This window comes from Paenibacillus sp. ALJ109b (genome assembly GCF_010747435.1).
GTDB classification, from domain to species: domain Bacteria; phylum Bacillota; class Bacilli; order Paenibacillales; family Paenibacillaceae; genus Paenibacillus; species Paenibacillus taichungensis.
Genome location: NZ_JAAIFP010000037.1, coordinates 50,329 through 68,896, shown reverse-complemented (window position 1 = coordinate 68,896; position 18,568 = coordinate 50,329). Strand labels below are relative to the sequence as shown.

At 48.1% G+C, this 18,568-nt stretch carries 19 protein-coding genes; 1 reads left to right on the top strand and 18 read right to left on the bottom strand.

Features of this window, described 5'->3' with window-relative positions; all coding sequences use genetic code 11:
* Positions 1-368: 368 nt before the first annotated feature.
* Positions 369-926 (bottom strand): hypothetical protein, encoded by a 558-nt coding sequence (locus G3352_RS29125; protein ID WP_481856345.1) that lies wholly within the window; start codon positions 924-926, stop codon positions 369-371.
* 77 nt (positions 927-1,003) lie between these two features.
* Here G3352_RS29125 and G3352_RS29120 point away from each other — a divergent pair, with 77 nt between their 5' ends.
* Positions 1,004-1,603, top strand: a complete 600-nt coding sequence (locus tag G3352_RS29120; RefSeq protein WP_163761493.1) for a TetR/AcrR family transcriptional regulator — start codon at positions 1,004-1,006, stop codon at positions 1,601-1,603.
* Between the two features lie 150 nt (positions 1,604-1,753).
* On the opposite strand, the gene G3352_RS29115 is transcribed toward G3352_RS29120, so the two are convergent.
* The 17 genes from G3352_RS29115 to nadB form a co-directional block, all read right to left on the bottom strand.
* Positions 1,754-3,091 carry a TrkH family potassium uptake protein gene (locus G3352_RS29115; RefSeq protein ID WP_113055740.1) on the bottom strand — a complete coding sequence of 446 codons (1,338 nt, stop codon included), beginning with the start codon at positions 3,089-3,091 and terminating at the stop codon, positions 1,754-1,756.
* A 189-nt stretch (positions 3,092-3,280) separates the two neighbouring features.
* Positions 3,281-4,798 carry a lysine--tRNA ligase gene (gene lysS, locus G3352_RS29110; protein ID WP_163761492.1) on the bottom strand — a complete coding sequence of 506 codons (1,518 nt, stop codon included), beginning with the start codon at positions 4,796-4,798 and terminating at the stop codon, positions 3,281-3,283.
* Positions 4,799-4,919: 121 nt separating this feature from the next.
* Positions 4,920-5,396 (bottom strand): transcription elongation factor GreA, encoded by a 477-nt coding sequence (gene greA / locus G3352_RS29105; protein WP_076292137.1) that lies wholly within the window; start codon positions 5,394-5,396, stop codon positions 4,920-4,922.
* A 244-nt stretch (positions 5,397-5,640) separates the two neighbouring features.
* Positions 5,641-6,660 carry a tRNA dihydrouridine synthase DusB gene (gene dusB / locus G3352_RS29100; RefSeq protein ID WP_076292136.1) on the bottom strand — a complete coding sequence of 340 codons (1,020 nt, stop codon included), beginning with the start codon at positions 6,658-6,660 and terminating at the stop codon, positions 5,641-5,643.
* Positions 6,661-6,773: 113 nt separating this feature from the next.
* Positions 6,774-6,977, bottom strand: coding sequence for a helix-turn-helix domain-containing protein (locus G3352_RS29095; protein WP_053778903.1), 204 nt, complete (start codon positions 6,975-6,977; stop codon positions 6,774-6,776).
* Complete coding sequence (folK, locus tag G3352_RS29090; protein ID WP_024633743.1) at positions 6,929-7,477, bottom strand: 2-amino-4-hydroxy-6-hydroxymethyldihydropteridine diphosphokinase; 549 nt, start codon at positions 7,475-7,477, stop codon at positions 6,929-6,931. The genes G3352_RS29095 and folK overlap by 49 nt, the downstream gene beginning before the upstream one ends.
* 9 nt (positions 7,478-7,486) lie before the next feature.
* Positions 7,487-7,849, bottom strand: coding sequence for a dihydroneopterin aldolase (folB, locus tag G3352_RS29085; protein WP_163761491.1), 363 nt, complete (start codon positions 7,847-7,849; stop codon positions 7,487-7,489).
* Between the two features lie 102 nt (positions 7,850-7,951).
* The gene (folP, locus tag G3352_RS29080; RefSeq protein WP_163761490.1) at positions 7,952-8,815 is read right to left on the bottom strand and encodes a dihydropteroate synthase; all 864 of its coding nucleotides are present in this window, start codon (positions 8,813-8,815) and stop codon (positions 7,952-7,954) included.
* A complete protein-coding gene (locus G3352_RS29075; RefSeq protein WP_163761489.1) occupies positions 8,812-9,696 on the bottom strand; it encodes an aminotransferase class IV in 885 nt (294 codons plus the stop codon). Before G3352_RS29075 ends, folP begins: the two co-directional genes overlap by 4 nt.
* 2 nt (positions 9,697-9,698) lie before the next feature.
* The gene (pabA, locus tag G3352_RS29070) at positions 9,699-10,274 is read right to left on the bottom strand and encodes an aminodeoxychorismate/anthranilate synthase component II (protein WP_163761488.1); all 576 of its coding nucleotides are present in this window, start codon (positions 10,272-10,274) and stop codon (positions 9,699-9,701) included.
* A gap of 48 nt (positions 10,275-10,322) precedes the next feature.
* A complete protein-coding gene (locus G3352_RS29065; RefSeq protein WP_163761497.1) occupies positions 10,323-11,894 on the bottom strand; it encodes an anthranilate synthase component I family protein in 1,572 nt (523 codons plus the stop codon).
* Between the two features lie 141 nt (positions 11,895-12,035).
* Positions 12,036-12,974: a cysteine synthase A gene (gene cysK / locus G3352_RS29060; protein ID WP_063567563.1), complete on the bottom strand. Its 939-nt coding sequence runs from the start codon at positions 12,972-12,974 to the stop codon at positions 12,036-12,038.
* Between the two features lie 338 nt (positions 12,975-13,312).
* Complete coding sequence (locus tag G3352_RS29055) at positions 13,313-14,263, bottom strand: peptidyl-prolyl cis-trans isomerase (protein WP_163761487.1); 951 nt, start codon at positions 14,261-14,263, stop codon at positions 13,313-13,315.
* A gap of 24 nt (positions 14,264-14,287) precedes the next feature.
* Positions 14,288-15,178 (bottom strand): Hsp33 family molecular chaperone HslO, encoded by an 891-nt coding sequence (gene hslO, locus G3352_RS29050; RefSeq protein WP_076292131.1) that lies wholly within the window; start codon positions 15,176-15,178, stop codon positions 14,288-14,290.
* A 95-nt stretch (positions 15,179-15,273) separates the two neighbouring features.
* Positions 15,274-16,044, bottom strand: a complete 771-nt coding sequence (locus tag G3352_RS29045; protein WP_024633734.1) for a type III pantothenate kinase — start codon at positions 16,042-16,044, stop codon at positions 15,274-15,276.
* 6 nt (positions 16,045-16,050) lie between these two features.
* Complete coding sequence (gene nadC, locus G3352_RS29040) at positions 16,051-16,917, bottom strand: carboxylating nicotinate-nucleotide diphosphorylase (protein ID WP_163761486.1); 867 nt, start codon at positions 16,915-16,917, stop codon at positions 16,051-16,053.
* A complete protein-coding gene (nadB, locus tag G3352_RS29035) occupies positions 16,914-18,533 on the bottom strand; it encodes an L-aspartate oxidase (RefSeq protein ID WP_163761485.1) in 1,620 nt (539 codons plus the stop codon). The genes nadC and nadB overlap by 4 nt, the downstream gene beginning before the upstream one ends.
* Between the last annotated feature and the right edge of the window lie 35 nt (positions 18,534-18,568).

The following is an 18,568-nucleotide window of genomic DNA, read 5'->3' as shown; positions in this document are numbered from 1 at the left end:
TTCAGTTTTCAAAGATCAAACTTGTTTCACTGCTGTGTGTTGTTCACCTCAGCAACTTTTATATCTTACCACATCCGAACCAACTTTGCAAGCTCTTTTTTTAAGTTTCTTTCGAAGCTTATTTCATTCGCTTGCCGCACCTTGTTTCTCGTGTTTTCTTGGCCGGAATTAGAATATACCATGTACAGATTTCGAATGCAAGCTTTATTTTCAATAAATTATATCTATTCTCTCATTTAGCTATACATCTAAAACCGGGCTCATTTAAGATTTTATCAATCGTCATTAAACATTCTCTTCCCAGAACATACGGATCACCTGTCCTCCATAGATAATCCGCATGATCCTCCCGCCCTATCCACTATATGTTACTTCACTTTCTCCACAGGCATCTTTCGCGGCCATAAGCTATAACTGAAGCTGATTATAAAATCGATCCCCAGTATGATTCCCCATACTCTTATGAGATTAGAAAATGCCGCAGTACGCTCCGCATCCCCAATCCACCAGATCATCGCGAGCAAGAACAAGCTACCTATGCCCCATGCCAATAGATGTCTAAGCCATCCCAATCTTTCGCGACTTGCATGCTCACTGCCGTAAACCTTGCTGCTCCGAGGATTATCTCCACCCTTAAACCAATACAGGAAATAACGATCAGCCCAAGCGATCATCTGATGACCATAGGCAATACTTACACCTATATATATAGCTGCAATGCCATGAACCATACTTGCCATAGCACCCCGTTGAAGATCCATCACCGTCGCTACCATAAGAAGAACATCCACAATGGGCGTTGCCATTAACAGCGCGATCCCTGTCCGTTTCATCCCAAGCAGATAACGCACACTCAGACCTGCAGCGACAAATACCCAAAAGGCAATCTCACATCCAATAATAAAATAGGCAATCAAATAACCCACTCCTTTTATAACACAAATGTATTAAATACAATTTAACACGTTTGTATTATAATAATCAACAATGATATAATCCTTATATGCCTAAAATAGTTGATCATGATAAACAACGTCTGCTCGTAGCCGAGGCGGCTTGGCGTGTCATCCGAAGAGATGGCATGGAGCAGGCCTCCGTTCGAAATATTGCGGTAGAAGCGGGAATATCGGCCGGATCTATGCGCCACTACTTTTCAACCCAATCAGAACTACTCCTATACGCAATGAATCTGGTGTCCGAACGGGTATCGAATCGAATCACACAGATGTCCTTTGATGCGTCTCCTTTGGAGAATATGAAGCTTCTGTTGTTAGAACTCTTGCCAAGTACGGATGAAAAAATGGCCGAAATGGAGGTGTGGTACGCTTTTACAGCCAAGTCCAAGACTGATCCTGTTCTCAAAGAGCATGCCGACAAAGTCTATGATGAGCTCAGATATGCTATGGCTACGGTTATCACCTACCTCATGGAGCTCAATCTCTCCCGTACAGACCTCGATAAGGAGCTGGAAATTGAACGGCTGTACGCACTAGTCGACGGTTTGGGAATTCATGCGATTCTTCGCCCTGACCAGATGAACACCAAGATTATGGAGAATATCCTTACCACGCATCTTGCAACGTTATGCCGGGATGCACAATAACATTCGGTCACTAAATTAAATACAGCCCTATCCTTCGTACCAGCAAGAAACGAGTAATTGCTTCTATGAAACAAAAAAACCGTCATGCATCAATTGTGACTAACCAATTTCATAATAGGGTTAGTCCTAGATGCGTGACGGTTTTTCTTTTTATCCAATAATAATCCGGCCCTCCGGATGGCGATACAGCTTCTTCTCTTTACGTGGACGAAGCGCATATGCAATGGTGAGTGGACCAATACGTCCGATAAACATCGTGAAGGCGATAATCACTTTTCCCCATACCGTTAATTCATGCGTTACTCCCACCGACAGACCTACTGTCCCAATTGCCGATGCCGCCTCAAACATGAGTGAAAGGAACGGCGCATCCTCTGTCGTAAGTAGTAGCATTACTACAACCATGAATATGATCAAGGAAACCATAATAATCGTCAATGCTCTCATCAGCAGCTCTTTCGGAACACGCTGACGGAAAAACACAATATCTTTATTGCCACGAATCATGGCATACACCGCTCCAATCATGATCAGGAACGTTGTCGTCTTGATCCCACCCCCGGTTGATCCCGGAGATGCCCCAATGAACATCAACAGAATGAAGAAGAACTGGGTAGCCTGCCTCATCTGGGTGATATCAATGGTGCTCGTACCCGACGAACGTGTAGAGACCGATTGGAAGAACGAGGCGTATATCTTTTCACTCCAACTTAGAGATGCCAGTGTGTGTCCATTGGTGAACTCAAATACAAACAGTACAATTGCTCCAATACCAATCAGTGCACCTGATACGGACAATACCAGTTTGGACTGCAACGATAAGCGACGGCGCTTGCGGAACTCAAACAAATCATTCAGCACCACAAAGCCGAGTCCACCCGATACAACCAGCACGGAAGCTGTCAGGTTAAACAACCAGTCCCCTGTATAATACTGAAAACTGTTGCCGAACAGATCGAAACCACCATTGTTAAATAATGAAACCGAGTGAAAAGCACCATAGTATACCGCCTGCCAAAAAGGCATCTCCGTTGCCCAGCGTAGTGCCAATATAACAGCAGCCACCCCTTCAATGGTAAACGAAAAAATTAGCACCTTGCGGATAATGCGTACAATGCCTTCCATACTGTCAGCGTTAATAGCCTCTTTCAGCAACAGCCTGTCCTTAAGCGAGATTCTCTTACCCAATACTAGCGCAAACAACGTTGCGATGGTCATGAAGCCAAGTCCACCTAGCTGCATAAGCACCATAATCACGATTTGACCAAACAGGTTGAAGGTCGTCCCTACATCCACAACAACCAGCCCAGTCACACATGCGGCAGAGGTAGATGTAAACAGCGCATCAATGAACGCCAAATGCTCACCGCTTTGATTGGAGATAGGTAGCATGAGCAGAATCGTACCGATCGTGATAATAAGCATAAAACCACCAACCAGAATCAGTGGGGGTGATAGGAATTTAGCAATGTGAAGCCTAAACTTCATGAAGGGCACCTCTTTTAACATAATACATACAGGTAGGCGAAGAAGATCTGTCATATATTCATGGCAGGCATGTTGTTTCGAGTGATTTGTCACTTCGATGCCTATGTAAACCTAAAGAGGAACTTGCCACCAGCATCATACTGAACGGCAGGTTCCTCTTCTATTATGAACGAGTTAAACGTTCCTTATTTAATCCTGTGTACGAGGACGCATGTGCGGGAAGAGCAGCACGTCACGAATGGACGGTGAGTTGGTTAACAACATGATCAGACGGTCAATACCGATCCCCAGTCCACCTGTTGGTGGCATACCATATTCGAGCGCACGGATGAAATCATCATCCATTTCGTGTGCTTCGTCGTTCCCGTGTTCTTTCTCCAACAATTGTGCCTCAAAGCGCTGACGTTGATCAATTGGATCATTCAGCTCCGTAAATGCATTTGCATGCTCACGTCCAACGATAAACAGCTCGAAGCGGTCCGTGAAACGTGGATCTGCATCGCTCTTTTTCGCCAGCGGAGAAATCTCAACCGGATGTCCCATGATAAAGGTTGGTTGAATCAACGTCTCTTCTACAAATTGTTCGAAGAATGCATTCAGAATATGACCAAAGGTCATATGCTTTTCAACTGGAACTTTATGTTCTTTCGCCAAACGATGAGCTTCCTCGTTTGTCATGTGCACAGAGAAGTCCACGCCTACAACTTCCTTAACCGCGTCTACCATCGTTACACGGCGCCATTGTGGTGTAAGATCCACTTGATAGTCTGCATATTGGATAACTTGCGTACCAAGCACTTCCTGTGCGATGTGAGCAACCAGATTCTCAGTCAAACGCATGATATCCTGATAATCGGCATATGCCTCATAAAGTTCAATCATCGTGAACTCAGGGTTATGACGTGTCGACATTCCTTCATTACGGTATACACGGCCGATCTCATATACCTTCTCCAGACCGCCTACAATCAGACGTTTCAGGTGGAGCTCGATCGCAATCCGCATGTACAATTCCATATCAAGCGCATTATGATGCGTGATGAATGGACGCGCAGCGGCTCCTCCAGCGATGGTGTGCAGCGTCGGCGTTTCGACTTCCAGATAGCCCAGAGAATCGAGGTAACGGCGCATCGACTGAATGATTTTGGAACGAGTAATAAAGGTCTGTTGCACTTCACGATTCATAATCAGGTCAACATAGCGCTGGCGGTAACGCAGCTCTACATCCGCGAGTCCATGATATTTATCCGGAAGTGGGTAAAGTGACTTGGACAATACTTCGAGATTTTGAACCTTAACCGAAGTTTCACCTGTCTTGGTTTTGAAGATTACGCCAGAGACACCTACAATATCCCCGAGATCGAGTAGGCTGAACGCGGCGTATTTGTCTTCCGGTACAGTATCCTGACGAACATAGATCTGGATTCTGCCGCTCAGGTCCTGAATATGTGCAAAGCTCGCTTTACCCATTCCCCGCTTCGCCATAATCCGTCCGGCAATACTGACTTCGATGTGCTTCTCTTCCAGCTCTTCCTTGGTCAGTTCTTCATACTTCTTCAGAATGGAGCCGGCTTCTTCCGTACGTACGTATTTTTGGCCAAAAGGGTCGATCCCCAATTTGCGGAGCTCGTCCAATTTGTCGCGGCGAATTTGTAAAAGCTCACTTAGTTCGGTTTCGGTTTCCTGATTCAAGACTTCATCCGTCATGATCTATATTCATCTCCTTATTTACATTGCAGGCATCTTCAGAGGTGTTCTGCCTCAAATGTTGAAAAAAGCTTCCCTAAGGAAGCTTTTGTCTCCGTACCCGACTGCTTCATTGCTTATATTACTTTTTGATGTCTACAATTTTATATTGAATTACGCCAGCAGGCACACTTACATCAACAACCGTACCTTTTTTCTTACCCAGAATGGCTTTGCCAACAGGACTTTCGTTCGATATTTTGTTTTGCAGCGGATTGGACTCCGCAGTACCCACAATCGTATATTCAGTGATATCACCGAATTCCAGATCTTCTACAGTGACTGTTGCACCCACGCTTACGGCTTCGGTATCGATCTCGTCGCTGTTGATAATCCGTGCGTTCCGAAGCAATTTCTCCAACGTAATCACGCGGCCTTCAATGAAAGCCTGTTCGTTCTTCGCGTCTTCGTACTCGGAGTTTTCACTAATATCTCCATACCCGATGGCTACCTTAATCCGTTCAGCCACTTCGCGGCGCTTCACCGATTTTAGCATTTCCAGTTCTTCTTCAAGCTTCTTAAGTCCCTCTGGTGTAAGGATAACTTCCTTATCGCTCATCTCAACCGATTCTCCTGTCATGGGAATAATTTGATTGCACGGCAACGGAACCAGTGCTGTTTACAGAGCTCCGCCCGCATACATCTTCAAAACTATATGAAGTTCTCCGGAGAAACAGAACGTTCCTCCTGATGCACTAGCCTTATGACGCACATGGCGAATTTATACTGTGAAATTATAGGGTAACGGTCTCGAAAAGTCAATGTTACGCCCCCTATAGCTGTAAACGTTTTACAGCAGCAGATCAGGATGCATTTTCGGCTACTGCCGGTTCTGACTCCAGATTGCCTTCGATATGCAGCTGGCCTACAAAGTTCTCCAGAATGTGCACCATCTCATCACGTTTCGTTTCTTCCATAATAACGTCCTTAATGCGAGCAGATCCTTTGAGACCTTTCAGATACCAAGCCAGGTGTTTTCGCATCTCGCGAACAGCAACAGCCTCACCCTTCAGTGCAATCAGACGGTCCATATGCAAAATGGCAACCCGAATCTTCTCTTCCCCATTCGGGTCAGGAAGCAGTTCGCCGGAACTCAAGTATTGAATGGTCCGATACAACATCCATGGGTTACCCAGGGCGGCACGACCGATCATAACTCCGTCACAACCTGTTTCGTCCAACATGCGACGGGCATCTTCCGGTGAAGATACATCTCCGTTCCCGATAACCGGGATCGAGACAGCCTCTTTTACATTTTTGATGTGTGACCAGTCCGCTGTACCTGTATAGAGCTGCTCACGTGTACGACCGTGTACACTTACCGCCTGTCCGCCAGCGCGTTCAACCGCAAGTGCATTCTCAACCACGTAGATATGCTCGTTATCCCAACCGATCCGCATCTTGACTGTAACTGGCTTATCTACCGCATCTACAACAGCGGATACCATTTCATAAATTTTGTTCGGATCAAGCAACCAGCGTGCACCTGCATCACAGCTCGTTACTTTTGGCACAGGGCATCCCATGTTGATGTCGATGATGTCAGCATTGGTTTCTTTGTCCACAATTTTGGCTGCTTCTACGAGGGCTTGACGATCCCCTCCCCAAATTTGCAGGCTCAGCGGTTTCTCACGCTCATCTACAAACAACATTTCACGTGTGCGCTTATTACCATGCACGATGGCTTTGCCACTCACCATCTCCGCACATACGAGGCCTGTTCCGAATTCTTTTGCGATCAGACGAAAAGCCGGATTACACACGCCAGCCATCGGCGCAAGTACAACCTGATTTTTCATTTCAATGTCACCAATTTTAAGCATGGTAGTCGTTCCACTCCTTTTTAAATCCGACTCTTGCATGAATCCTGGATGTGTTCTAGTTTGTATAAAATAAACGAATAATGACGATATCTTCTTGTTAGTAAAAAGCGACCTTAGTTCCCCTGTAACTCCTCAATGCTGATCGAAAGTACCCCGGCAATTAGATTCAGCTCCCGTTCAGCGACTTTGCGGTTGCCTCGTTCAATCATACCCAGAATGGCCAGCGATATGCCCGTCTCAGCAGCGAGTTCCTGTTGTGTTAAACCTTTCAGCTTCCGGAAAGCCCGGATTCGATTGGCCAATTGCACGTTTTCCAAAGCTGTATTCCATCCTTTCCATCCAGTACAGACAACGATGATTGTACAAAGGTATACAAACCTGAATGCTCATCTTCGGTTACGATGTCAGCCAGTGGCACCAATACAAACGCCCGTTCACCCATCCGTGGATGCGGCAGTTGCAGCCGTTCGGTATCACTCGTCTCTCCATCCATCCAAAGCAGATCCAAATCGACTGTACGAGGGCCCCAACGGATATCACGAACCCGCCCAAGCCGTGTTTCAATATCCAGCAGTTCCGTGAGCAGCTGCTCCGGCAAAAGTGTAGTCTGTACCGCAGTAGCCATATTCAGAAACGCTGGCTGGTCCACATAACCTACCGGCTCCGTCTCATACAGCGCAGAACAGCGCAGGACGGATATATGAGGATGTGCATCCAGCAACGTTAACGCCTCAAGCAGCGTCTGTTCCCGGTCACCCAAATTAGCCCCTAAAGCAATATAAGCCTCTGAAGATTCAGAGGTCGAATGTGCAATCATGATCGGTTCTCACTTTCTTGTGCGGCGAAGCTCTACAGTTACGCCCCCAAAATGAATATCGAAAGGCGGATGCGGCTTCGTCACCTTGACTGTCAATGCATTGATAATAGTATAAGTGTCTAGTAAAGAAGATGCAATATGTTCGCCCAAAGCTTCAATTAACTGGAATGATTTATTTTCAACGACCTGTTTTACCAGCTCATGGATCTCCGCATAATTGATGGTTTTGGTCAAATCATCGTTACGTCCAGCTTCACCCAGATCCATATCGATCTCCAGATCAATATAATAACGCGCCCCTAGCTTCCGCTCCTCGGCAAATACGCCGTGATATCCGTAATACTCCATTCGATGCATTACCATTCTATCCATAAGTTCCGCCTGCCCTCTATATATAATGAATTCACGGTTCGATGTTTGTTCCTATTGCAAAACGCTACGCTTCCACTGAACGGGTCACCGGACCCGCCAGTATCATCTCCTCCGGAAGCCTGGAGATGCATACAACATGGCATCACACATATCCACCGTGCGCCGAATCGGCTTCACATCATGAACCCGGACCATCTGGCATCCTTGGGCTATGCCAAAAGCAACCGTAGCGGCTGTACCCTCCAGCGCATCATCCGCCTGTACCTGTAAGGTGTTCTGAATAAACCTTTTACGCGAGGTGGCAAGCAGAACGGGATACCCCATCTCATTGAGCAATCCAAGCGATGACATGAGCACCAGATTTTCGTTCAGATCCTTCACAAAGCCAATGCCCGGGTCCAGAATAATCTGATCGGGATGTACTCCAGCCTCTAACGCAATCTGTATACTCTCCTGAAGATCACTGACTACATCAACCAAATAGTTGGTATAGTCTCGTTCTTGCCGGTTGTGCATTAGAATCAGAGGACATCCCAGTTCTGCCGCAGTACGTGCCATCTCCGGGTCAGCCTTGGCACCCCACACATCATTGATGATATGGGCTCCAGCTTGAATGGCCTGACGAGCGACGTCCGCCTTATAGGTGTCCACCGATATCGGAATATGTGGAGCCTGCTGCCGCAGTGCTTCAATGACCGGAATGATTCGGCTGAGCTCTTCATCAGCGCCAACGATATCTGAACCCGGACGTGTGGATTCCCCGCCAATATCAATGAGATCCGCGCCGTCTTCCATCAGCTGAATGGCGTGAGCCACCGCTCGCTCCACACTGGTATAACGTCCCCCATCCGAGAAGGAGTCCGGTGTGACATTCAGAATGCCCATAATAAGTGTACGTGTGCCAAGTTTTAGCTCTGCTGGCCCCCACGCATAATTCCGTTCATAAATGACTGGTGTAAGTGTCATGAAGTATACCCCGCTTTCTGCCGGTACATACCCAGAAGCGCTTCTGTAACCGGGCCTATATGTCCGCTGCTGATTACTGTTTCTGTTCCATCCTGATCCCTCAACGTAGTAACTGGAACAAGTTCAGCCACAGAGCCTGTCAAAAAGATCTCATCTGCCAGTAACAGCTGCTCCCAAGGAAATAACCCTTCCTGGCAAGGCATTCCTTGCTGAGCTGTAAGCTCCAGTACAACAGCTCTGGTGATTCCGGGCAAAATGCCAGTCGCGAGTGCTGGCGTATAGACTACGCCCTGTCTCACCCAGAACACATTGCTGACAATTCCCTCAGCTACATGCCCATCTCGGGTTAATTGCAGACCTTCCGCACCTTGTACATACTGCCCGTATCCGTTCAGTTCCCGTTTTGCCAGAATGCTGTTCATGTAATGCAGCGATTTGAACCGCACTTCTCCTTCAGGCGTGTTGCGAGGCGTCGACAGACGTTGAAGCATTTTACCATTTTCGTATAGGGAAGGGGAGGATTCAGGTAGTGCTTTTGCCAATACGATATGATTGGGTTTCACATAATCTCCTGAAGGTAGCCCCAGCGGCGCTTCGCCCGCAGATACCGTATAGCGAACATAGGCATTCTGGAGTTCGTTAGCAAGCAGCAGACTTTTGATCCAGTCCGTTACCTCCGCTGCTGTTACTGTGAAAGGAATGCCTAGTTCACGACACCCTGAAGCCATCCGCTCCAAATGACGTTCCAGCAGAAAAGGAACTCCCTGATACGTCCGAAACGTCTCGAACAATCCAAGTCCGTACAAAAAGCCGTGATCCGTCACCGGAACCACGGCTGCCGCCATATTAACCAATTCTCCGTTTATCGCGGCATATTTCATCTCTATACCTTTACCTGCTGAGACAGGAAGTTACGCAGCATTTGATGACCGTGATCCGTAATGATGGATTCGGGATGGAACTGAACACCTTCAATCGCATATTCCTTGTGACGCAAGCCCATAATCTCGCCTTCCGCCGTCTCGGCCGTAATCTCCAGACAATCTGGCAGACTGCTGCGCTCCACGATCAAAGAGTGATACCGCGTTGCCGTAAAGGGAGATGGCAATCCGGTAAATACGGATGTTCCGTTATGATGCATCTCCGATGTTTTGCCATGCATCATGCGGTCCGAGCGAATAACATTGCCTCCGAAAGCCTGTCCAATCGCCTGATGTCCCAGACATACGCCGAAGATCGGAATACTGCCCTTGAAGTGATCAATGACCGCCAGACTTATACCAGCCTCATTTGGAGTACAAGGACCCGGTGAGATCAAAATATGATCAGGCGCCAACGCCTCGATGCCTGCCAAATCAATCACATCATTACGGCGAACTTCCACCGTCTCCCCCAGTTCACCCAGATATTGAACCAGGTTGTATGTGAAGGAATCATAATTGTCGATAACCAGTATCATATCTTTGTTCCTCCTGTTCTTCCGTCCGCATAGAGGACGGCTGTTGTATTATTTTAATTTAACGGCTTCTGCTTCCTCGCTGTAATTCACAGCCCTCATCATGGCTCTTGCCTTGTTGCGGCACTCCTTATATTCCCGATATGGATCGGAGTCGATAACAATGCCTGCTCCTGCCTGTACATATCCCACTCCATCTTTAATGGAAAGTGTACGTATGACGATGTTCAACTCCATATTGCCACTGTAATCCATCCACCCAATCGAACCTGTATACGGTCCGCGACGCACAGGCTCCAATTCTTCAATGATTTCCATGGTACGAACTTTGGGTGCACCTGTAATCGTTCCACCTGGGAACGTCGCTGCAATCACATCAAATACCGATAGTCCGTCTGCCAGCGTCCCCTCGACTTGAGACACCAGATGCATGACATGCGAATACTTCTCGATCGTCATCAGTTCAGGCACATGGACTGATCCATAAGCTGCAATTCGCCCGATATCATTCCGCTCCAGATCGACCAGCATAATATGTTCTGCCCGTTCCTTCTCACTGTTCAGCAGCTCAGCGGCCATCAACTCATCCTCAGCTTCATCCCGGCCTCTTCTCCGTGTTCCTGCGATCGGACGAGCACTAACCTTGCCATGATCCACTTTGACGAGCAATTCAGGTGATCCGCTCACCAGTTGGAAATCAGGACTACGCAGCATCCCCATGTAAGGAGAGGGATTCACGAGACGAAGCCATTCGTAGATATGTTCTGCACTGGACTTCAGATGTTTTTCCTGCCGCAGGGACAGGTTCACTTGAAACACATCTCCTTGCCGGATATATTCCTGCACTGTACGTACCGCCTGCTCAAAGTCCTCTTGAGGAAAGGAGGTGTGCCATCCTTCCGTTTCCCGCTCCGCATCCGTTGATTGCGCAGTGAGATGAATGTGGCTATGGCGATGCTCCAATGCCTGCTGCTGCTCTTCCGCCTGGGCAAACCCCAGAATATGCAGCCATCGCTGCTGCATGGCTGCTGCTCGCTCTTCTGCTTCTGCGTACAGCCTACGGAGCTGAGCTTCATCCTGATCCGGCTGTACAGCCAGATGAACCATGCAGAACAGCGCCTGCTGTTCATGGTCATACGCCCATATTTCTTCAAACCGCATCCACCAATAATCCGGGAGAGCCGGGTTGTCTTCTGCCAAGGTTGGCAGCTTTTCCAGGGATCTCGCTACGTCATAGCTTAGATAACCTGCACATCCACCGCCAAAGTCTGGAGCCCCGCTCACCTTTGGTGCGCTGTACGGCGCAGCCCATCTTTTTAATACTTCAAGCGGTTTACCACAGTCTGTCCGGGTACTTCCTTGAATAAGATCATGAATAACAGCTTCGTTGCCCTTGCCGGAGATAACGGATACCGGGTTTAATCCCAGAAAGGTATACCTTCCGCCTTTACCATTCTCCAACACCATTGCATAGGGTGACGCCTGCTGCCAGGCTGCTTCCCACGTTAACGGTAAACCGCCATGATACGGTCCCTTATCCGACTTGATCATATACGGCATCATGGTCCAACCTTCTCCGGCCCACTCTGTCCAGTCGGCGTATGTTGTCATCAGGTGTGTCATTGCGGTTTGCCGCCCTCCATCTGTCGCTAGTTCTATTGTCTGATAGTATACTAAAGCGCCGCTGCTTTTAAAAGCATTCAGCAAAAAATCCTCCACACCCGGCATACGGGCAAGGAGGATTTGTTTCATCACTTGTTAGGCTTAAGCTTCGAAGTTGTAAAGTGGCGTGCTGAGGTAACGTTCGCCGTTACTTGGCACGATCACGACAACGCGTTTGCCTGCACCCAACTGTTTAGCCACTTGCAGACCAGCGCGGATAGCTGCACCAGAAGAAATACCGGATAGAATACCTTCTTCCTTCGCTACCTGACGAGCCGTCTCGAATGCATCGTCATTCTCGATGTGAATGATCTCGTCATAAATTTCCTGATCAAGAATCTCAGGAATAAAGTTAGCACCGATCCCCTGAATTTTGTGAGGGCCCGGTTTGCCACCTGCCAAGATTGGGGAAGCTGCTGGTTCAACGGCAACGATTTTAATCCCAGGGTAGGATTCCTTCAACACTTCGCCTGTACCTGTAATCGTTCCGCCTGTACCGATTCCTGCAACGAAAGCATCCAACGTACCGCCTACAGATTGAATAGCTTCAACAATCTCAGGGCCAGTCGTTTCACGGTGGATCTTCACGTTGGCTTTATTTTTAAATTGCTCAGCCATAAAATAAGATGGATTTTCCTTAAGCAATTCCTCAGCTTTTTTTACTGCACCATTCATACCTTCGGCTCCCGGTGTGAGCACAAGCTCAGCTCCGTAGGCGCGAAGCAGGTTACGACGCTCCATGCTCATCGTTTCTGGCATAACAATAACAGACTTATAGCCTTTGGCTGCAGCCACCATAGCCAGTCCAATTCCTGTGTTACCACTTGTTGCTTCGATGATGGTATCACCCGGTTTCAGCTTGCCTTCTTTTTCCGCTTCTTCCACGATGCTAATCGCGATACGGTCTTTGACGCTTGAACCTGGATTCTGGTATTCCAGTTTCACGAATACTTCAGCACTGCCTTCAGGTACGATACGGTTCAGACGAACAAGCGGAGTACCTCCGATAAGTTCTGTTACGTTATTAACTACTTTAGCCATATGAATGCCCTCCTTAGTGGGATGAATACTACTTAAGTCCTGTTGCCATATACATGTGTGGCCGAGCAGCCTCTAGATGTTATAAAAGAACTACGGAAATCCGTCTGAGTCCATTCCATCTGCAATAAACCGGACAGAGCCTGGGTTTCCGAAGATTTCTTTGTTCATATAAATGGTTTTATTCCGAGTAAATGAGTAGGTTTTTGATTATTTTTATCTTATCAACGTTACACCCCATTGTCAATATGAGGACTCAAAAAAATACTCCGCCCTGGGCCCTAAGGCCGTAGACAGAGTATTTTTATCAAGATGAAGCAGAACATTCGTTTGCAGGATATTCAGGATGCCGGAATTTCAGCGATGATGACAGCTTCATACTTGTTGCGTAACCTTTCCTCCACCTGAGGCAAGGGGTCGGCCTGGCTGAGAGCAAGCTGCATCCGAATTTCTTCGCGAACCTCTTCTGCAGGTTGCACCTGACGCTCTTGTTTGTCATTCATTTTAATGATGGCGTATCCTTCTTCCATCTTCACTGGCCCCGCAATATCACCAACGTCCAGTTGAGCTGCAAGTTTGAGAAGTGCTTCGGACTGAAACGGATCGTTCTGCTCAATCCATCCCAGCCTACCACCCGAATCACGGGAGTAACTGTCCGTTGATTCATTACGTGCAGTTTCTTCAAAGTCTGCTCCCTTGTCGAGCGCATCCAGAACTGATTTTGCCTGGTCCTCTTCCTTCAATACGATGATAGACAGATCGTATTTTTCTGGGGAAACATAGTCTTCATGATGTTCGTTCCAATAATGCTCGATATCCGCATCCTTGATCTGTATACCGCTCGTCGCGATTTTCTCAAGCAGAAGTCGGTATCCCGCCTCCAACTCAAGATCTTGCCTGGATAAACCCAGTTGGGACTGCATCTCGTCAAAATAAGCCTTCTCCGAATCATACCCATCCATGGCCGCGGCAAGTTCTTTCGCAATTTCTTTGGGAGTCACCGTCAGATTACGATCGAGCGCTTCCGCATATACGGCTTTGCGATTGAGCATCTGGAGCAGCAATTCACTGCCATAGCGCCGTTTCAATGCATCGGTCCATTCCTTGTTGGTAATGACCTCCCCATTGATCGTTGCTACCGCACTTCCCTCTTCCTGATTGGTATCCTGAGGCGGATCCGCTCCTTCACGTCCATTTCGTAAGCCTTGCACAACCATAACCGAACCCATCACCAGCATTCCAAGCGTCAAGACAATTACAGCCGTCCATAACCCTTTTTCCTGTCTTGTCATTCCGCGTCCCGTCCCCGCATAAAATCAGTTCTTGGCTTGCTCTAGGATGGTCTCAAGTTGTTCCTTGTTAAAATCGTACGCCTCATTGCAAAATTGGCAGACCACTTCAGCCTGGCCTTCTTCCTCAATCAATTGTTCCATCTCGGATTGACCCAGACTGATCAACGTTTTCTCTACCCGCTCACGTGAACACTCACAGTGGAAATGAATATCCATTTCGTCCATGACCTGTACATCAGGCAGTACACGACGAAGCAGCGCTTCTAGTTCAAGCCCCTCAGCCAGCAGTGATGTCACTGGCGGCATTGTACCAATGGCATTTTCAATCACAGTAATTTCATCATCCGTCAAACCTGGAAGCAACTGTACAATGAATCCACCGGCTACAATAACCGAATTGTCGGTATCCACCAGTACACCAACGCCTACAGCAGAAGGCGTCTGCTCCGATTTGGCAAAATAGTACGTAAAGTCTTCACCAAGTTCTCCCGAAATAATTGGCACACTGCCGCGATAAGGCTCTTTCAGCCCCAAATCCTTCGTTACGTTCACGAATCCTTCTGTTCCGACTGCGCCAGCAACGTCCAGTTTACCCATACTGTTGCTCGGCAGATGTACATGCGGATTGCTTACATAACCACGAACTTCACCCTTCGCATTAGCATCGGCAACAATCTGTCCAATGGGACCGTCGCCTTTGACTTGAATAGTCAGCTTCTCTTCTCCCTTAAGCATAGCGCCCATAATGGATGCTGCTGTAACCGTACGCCCCATAGCTGCTGTAGCCGTGGGAAACGTATCATGTCTTCTGCGCAGTTCCTCAACCAGTTCTGTCGTTTGAACAGCAAAGGCCCTAACCCGTCCGTTCATTGCTGTACCTCGAATTAACCGGTCTTGTTTGTTGTTGTTTTCCAAGTCATTCAGCCTCCTTTGGCGTAATCGCCAGTTATAGAAAAAACGGCATAACATATAAGACTGTAATCTCAGCCCGCTGTTTGCCGTCTCTGTTCTTACCTTTCCCGGTTCCGCTCATAAACGATACGCAGCCCTTCAAGCGTAAGCAGCGGATCCACTTCATCGATGCTGCGTGTTTCTTCTGCAATCAGCTTGGCAAGACCTCCGGTTGCAATAACTCTAGGCTTGGCTCCCATTTCCTCGCGAATACGCTCCACAATGCCGTCCACCTGTCCTGCATAACCATAAATAATGCCGGCCTGCATCGCATGAATGGTATTGCGACCAATGACTTTCTTGGGCTTCTCCAATTCAATCCGAGGTAGCTTGGACGCTCGTTCATAGAGTGCTTCGGTTGCAATATGGATGCCGGGTACGATAGCCCCGCCCAGATAATTTCCTTTCTCGTCAATACAGTCAAATGTAGTCGCTGTACCAAAATCAACCACAACGAGAGGGCCGCCATACTTCTCAACGGCTGCTACTGCATTAACAATGCGATCCGCGCCAACTTCACGAGGATTCTCATACCGCAGGTTCAGGCCGGTTCGGATACCAGGCCCAACGAGTAGCGGTTTTTTGCCTACGTATTTCTCACACATGGCTTCAATCACATTCACCAGCGGTGGAACCACGGATGAGATGATCACACCTTCAATGTCGCGTGTTGAAATACCCGACATATGAAATAAATTATAAATCAATACGCCGTATTCATCCACTGTCGACTGCCGGGATGTACTCAGGCGAAAATGGTGGAGCAACTCCCGGCCTTGATACACGCCGAGTACGATATTACTGTTGCCCACGTCTACCACAAGAATCAAAGAGGTTCACCCCTCTTTCTTTTCGTTTAAATCCAAGCTGATATCCAGGCTCTCAAAAGAGTAGGTTAACCTACCAACTGAAATTACATCCACTCCGCTCTCTGCAATACCACGAATGGTATTTAGCGAGACGTTGCCCGATGCCTCAACTTTCACATGCGGAGCCTGCTCACGAATAAGAGCCACGGCCTCACGCATCTGATCTGGGTGCATGTTATCCAGCATAATGATATCTGACCCAGCCTGCAAGGCTTCTCTGACCTGTTCCATGTTTTCGGTCTCTACTTCAATGGTCATTGTATGCGGAATGACGGCTCGCGCACGCTGTACCGCTTCAGTAATCCCGCCTGCGCCCTTGATGTGGTTATCCTTAATCATGACGGCATCATAGAGGCCGAACCGATGATTTGCTCCGCCACCAACCCGCACTGCATATTTTTCAAGCAAGCGGTGTCCCGGTGTTGTTTTACGAGTATCGACCAGACGTGTAGAAAGACCTTCTAACGCATCAACATAAGTACGTGTGCGGGTAGCAATACCAGACATGCGCTGAAGCAGGTTAAGGGCCAAACGCTCTCCTGTCAACAAGCTATGTGTGCTTCCTTCTACCTCAGCCAGAATCGTACCATGGGTAACTTCGTCACCGTCTTTTACCATCGGTGTAAACGCAAGACCAGGATCCACTACCTGAAACACAAGTTCTGCTACCGTAATTCCTGCAATGATTCCATTGTCTTTGGCATGTATCACGGCCTTGGACTGACTGCCGGCGGGAATCGTCACAGTTGTTGTGACATCCCCTGCACCAACATCCTCACGAAGCCAGTTTTTAATTGATTCGATGAGTCCTTCATTATATCCGTTCAGTATCATGACATCAATTCCTCCACAATCGCTTGTTCTCGCTGCTGCAGACTATGCTTCTGCCATACGGCATCGTCACGCTGCGGGAAATCCTCACGGTAGTGGGCTCCCCGACTTTCCTCGCGGTGTAATGCTCCAGTGGTAACCAACCAGGCGCAGGTCAAAAGGTTGGCATATTCCATCTCTTCTTTGTGAGTAAAATTCTGATCAAAAAATTGCAGTTCTTGTTGCAGTTTCTCTATTGCTCCTTGCAGGTTAGCGCCATTCCGGCGCAGCCCCACTTGACGCACCATCATTTTTTGCAGACGCAAACGTCTTTCGGATACTGGTTTCTGCTCTTCCTTTGTGATCCTGCGAATACTTGTTAATGTGGAAACCTTCGTCTGGAGTGGAGCAAGCGGAGGAAGGGATTGAATACGATCCACAATTCTCCGTCCAAATACGATCGCCTCAGACAGAGAGTTACTTGCCAAACGATTAGCACCATGCACTCCAGTAGAAGATACCTCACCGCAGGCAAATAACCGGCCAATGCTGCTCTCCCCACTGAGATCCGTCTTCACTCCGCCCATCATGTAATGTGCAGCAGGAGCGACCGGAATCCAGTCTGTGGTCATATCCAGTCCGTATCGCATACAGGTCTCATAAATGGTAGGAAACCGATGTTTAATCATCTCGGCTGGTTCATGAGTGATATCCAAATATACAAAGGTACTGTTTGTCGATTCCATCTCACTGACAATTGCCCGCGCGACGATATCACGTGGTGCCAGTTCAAGCTGTGCATGATACCGTTCCATGAAGCGCTCGCCTTTCACATTGCGCAAATAGGCCCCTTCGCCACGTACAGCCTCGGACACCAGGAAACGTGGTGCTCCCGGATAACAAAGGGAGGTCGGGTGGAATTGGATAAACTCCATGTCCCGGACAACTGCTCCGGCACGATAGGCCATCGCCACGCCGTCTGCTGTAGCCACTTCCGGATTAGTCGTATATCGATACAACTGTCCAGCCCCGCCAGAGCATAGTACGGTTGCCTCTGCCTTCACAAATACTTGCGAACCGTCAGCCTTCTGAACCAGTGCACCTACACATTCTCCCTGCTCTGTAATTAGGTCAATGACAAAATGCTCATCCCACACTTCAATCCCCGGATGTTCATTCGCCTTTGCAGCCAATGCACGCACAATCTCATATCCCGTTGCATCCCCATTGGCATGCAAAATACGGCGGTGGCTGTGCGCACCTTCCTGCGTCAACGCCAACTCGCCGTTCTCCAGATCAAACAAAGTACCCAGTCGAATCAGTTCTTTCACGCCGTCCGGGCCCTCGTTCACCAATGCTTCGACTGCTTCGGAGCGGCATAATCCCGCTCCAGCAACAAGTGTATCCTGCAAATGATAGGCAGGTGAATCATCCTCAGCAATAACCGCAGCAATGCCCCCCTGCGCATACCGGGTGTTACTTTCCAGTAACGACTTCTTCGTGATCATCAACACACTGCGTTGTTCACTCGCCTTGATCGCAGTAAACAAACCAGCAATGCCCGAACCAATAACCAGCACATCCGTCTCCACCATCGGCAGCGCGGACAGATCAAAATCCACTAAATATTGCGGTATCATGTTATTTCACCTGTCTTGGAGCAAGAGTAGCGCAT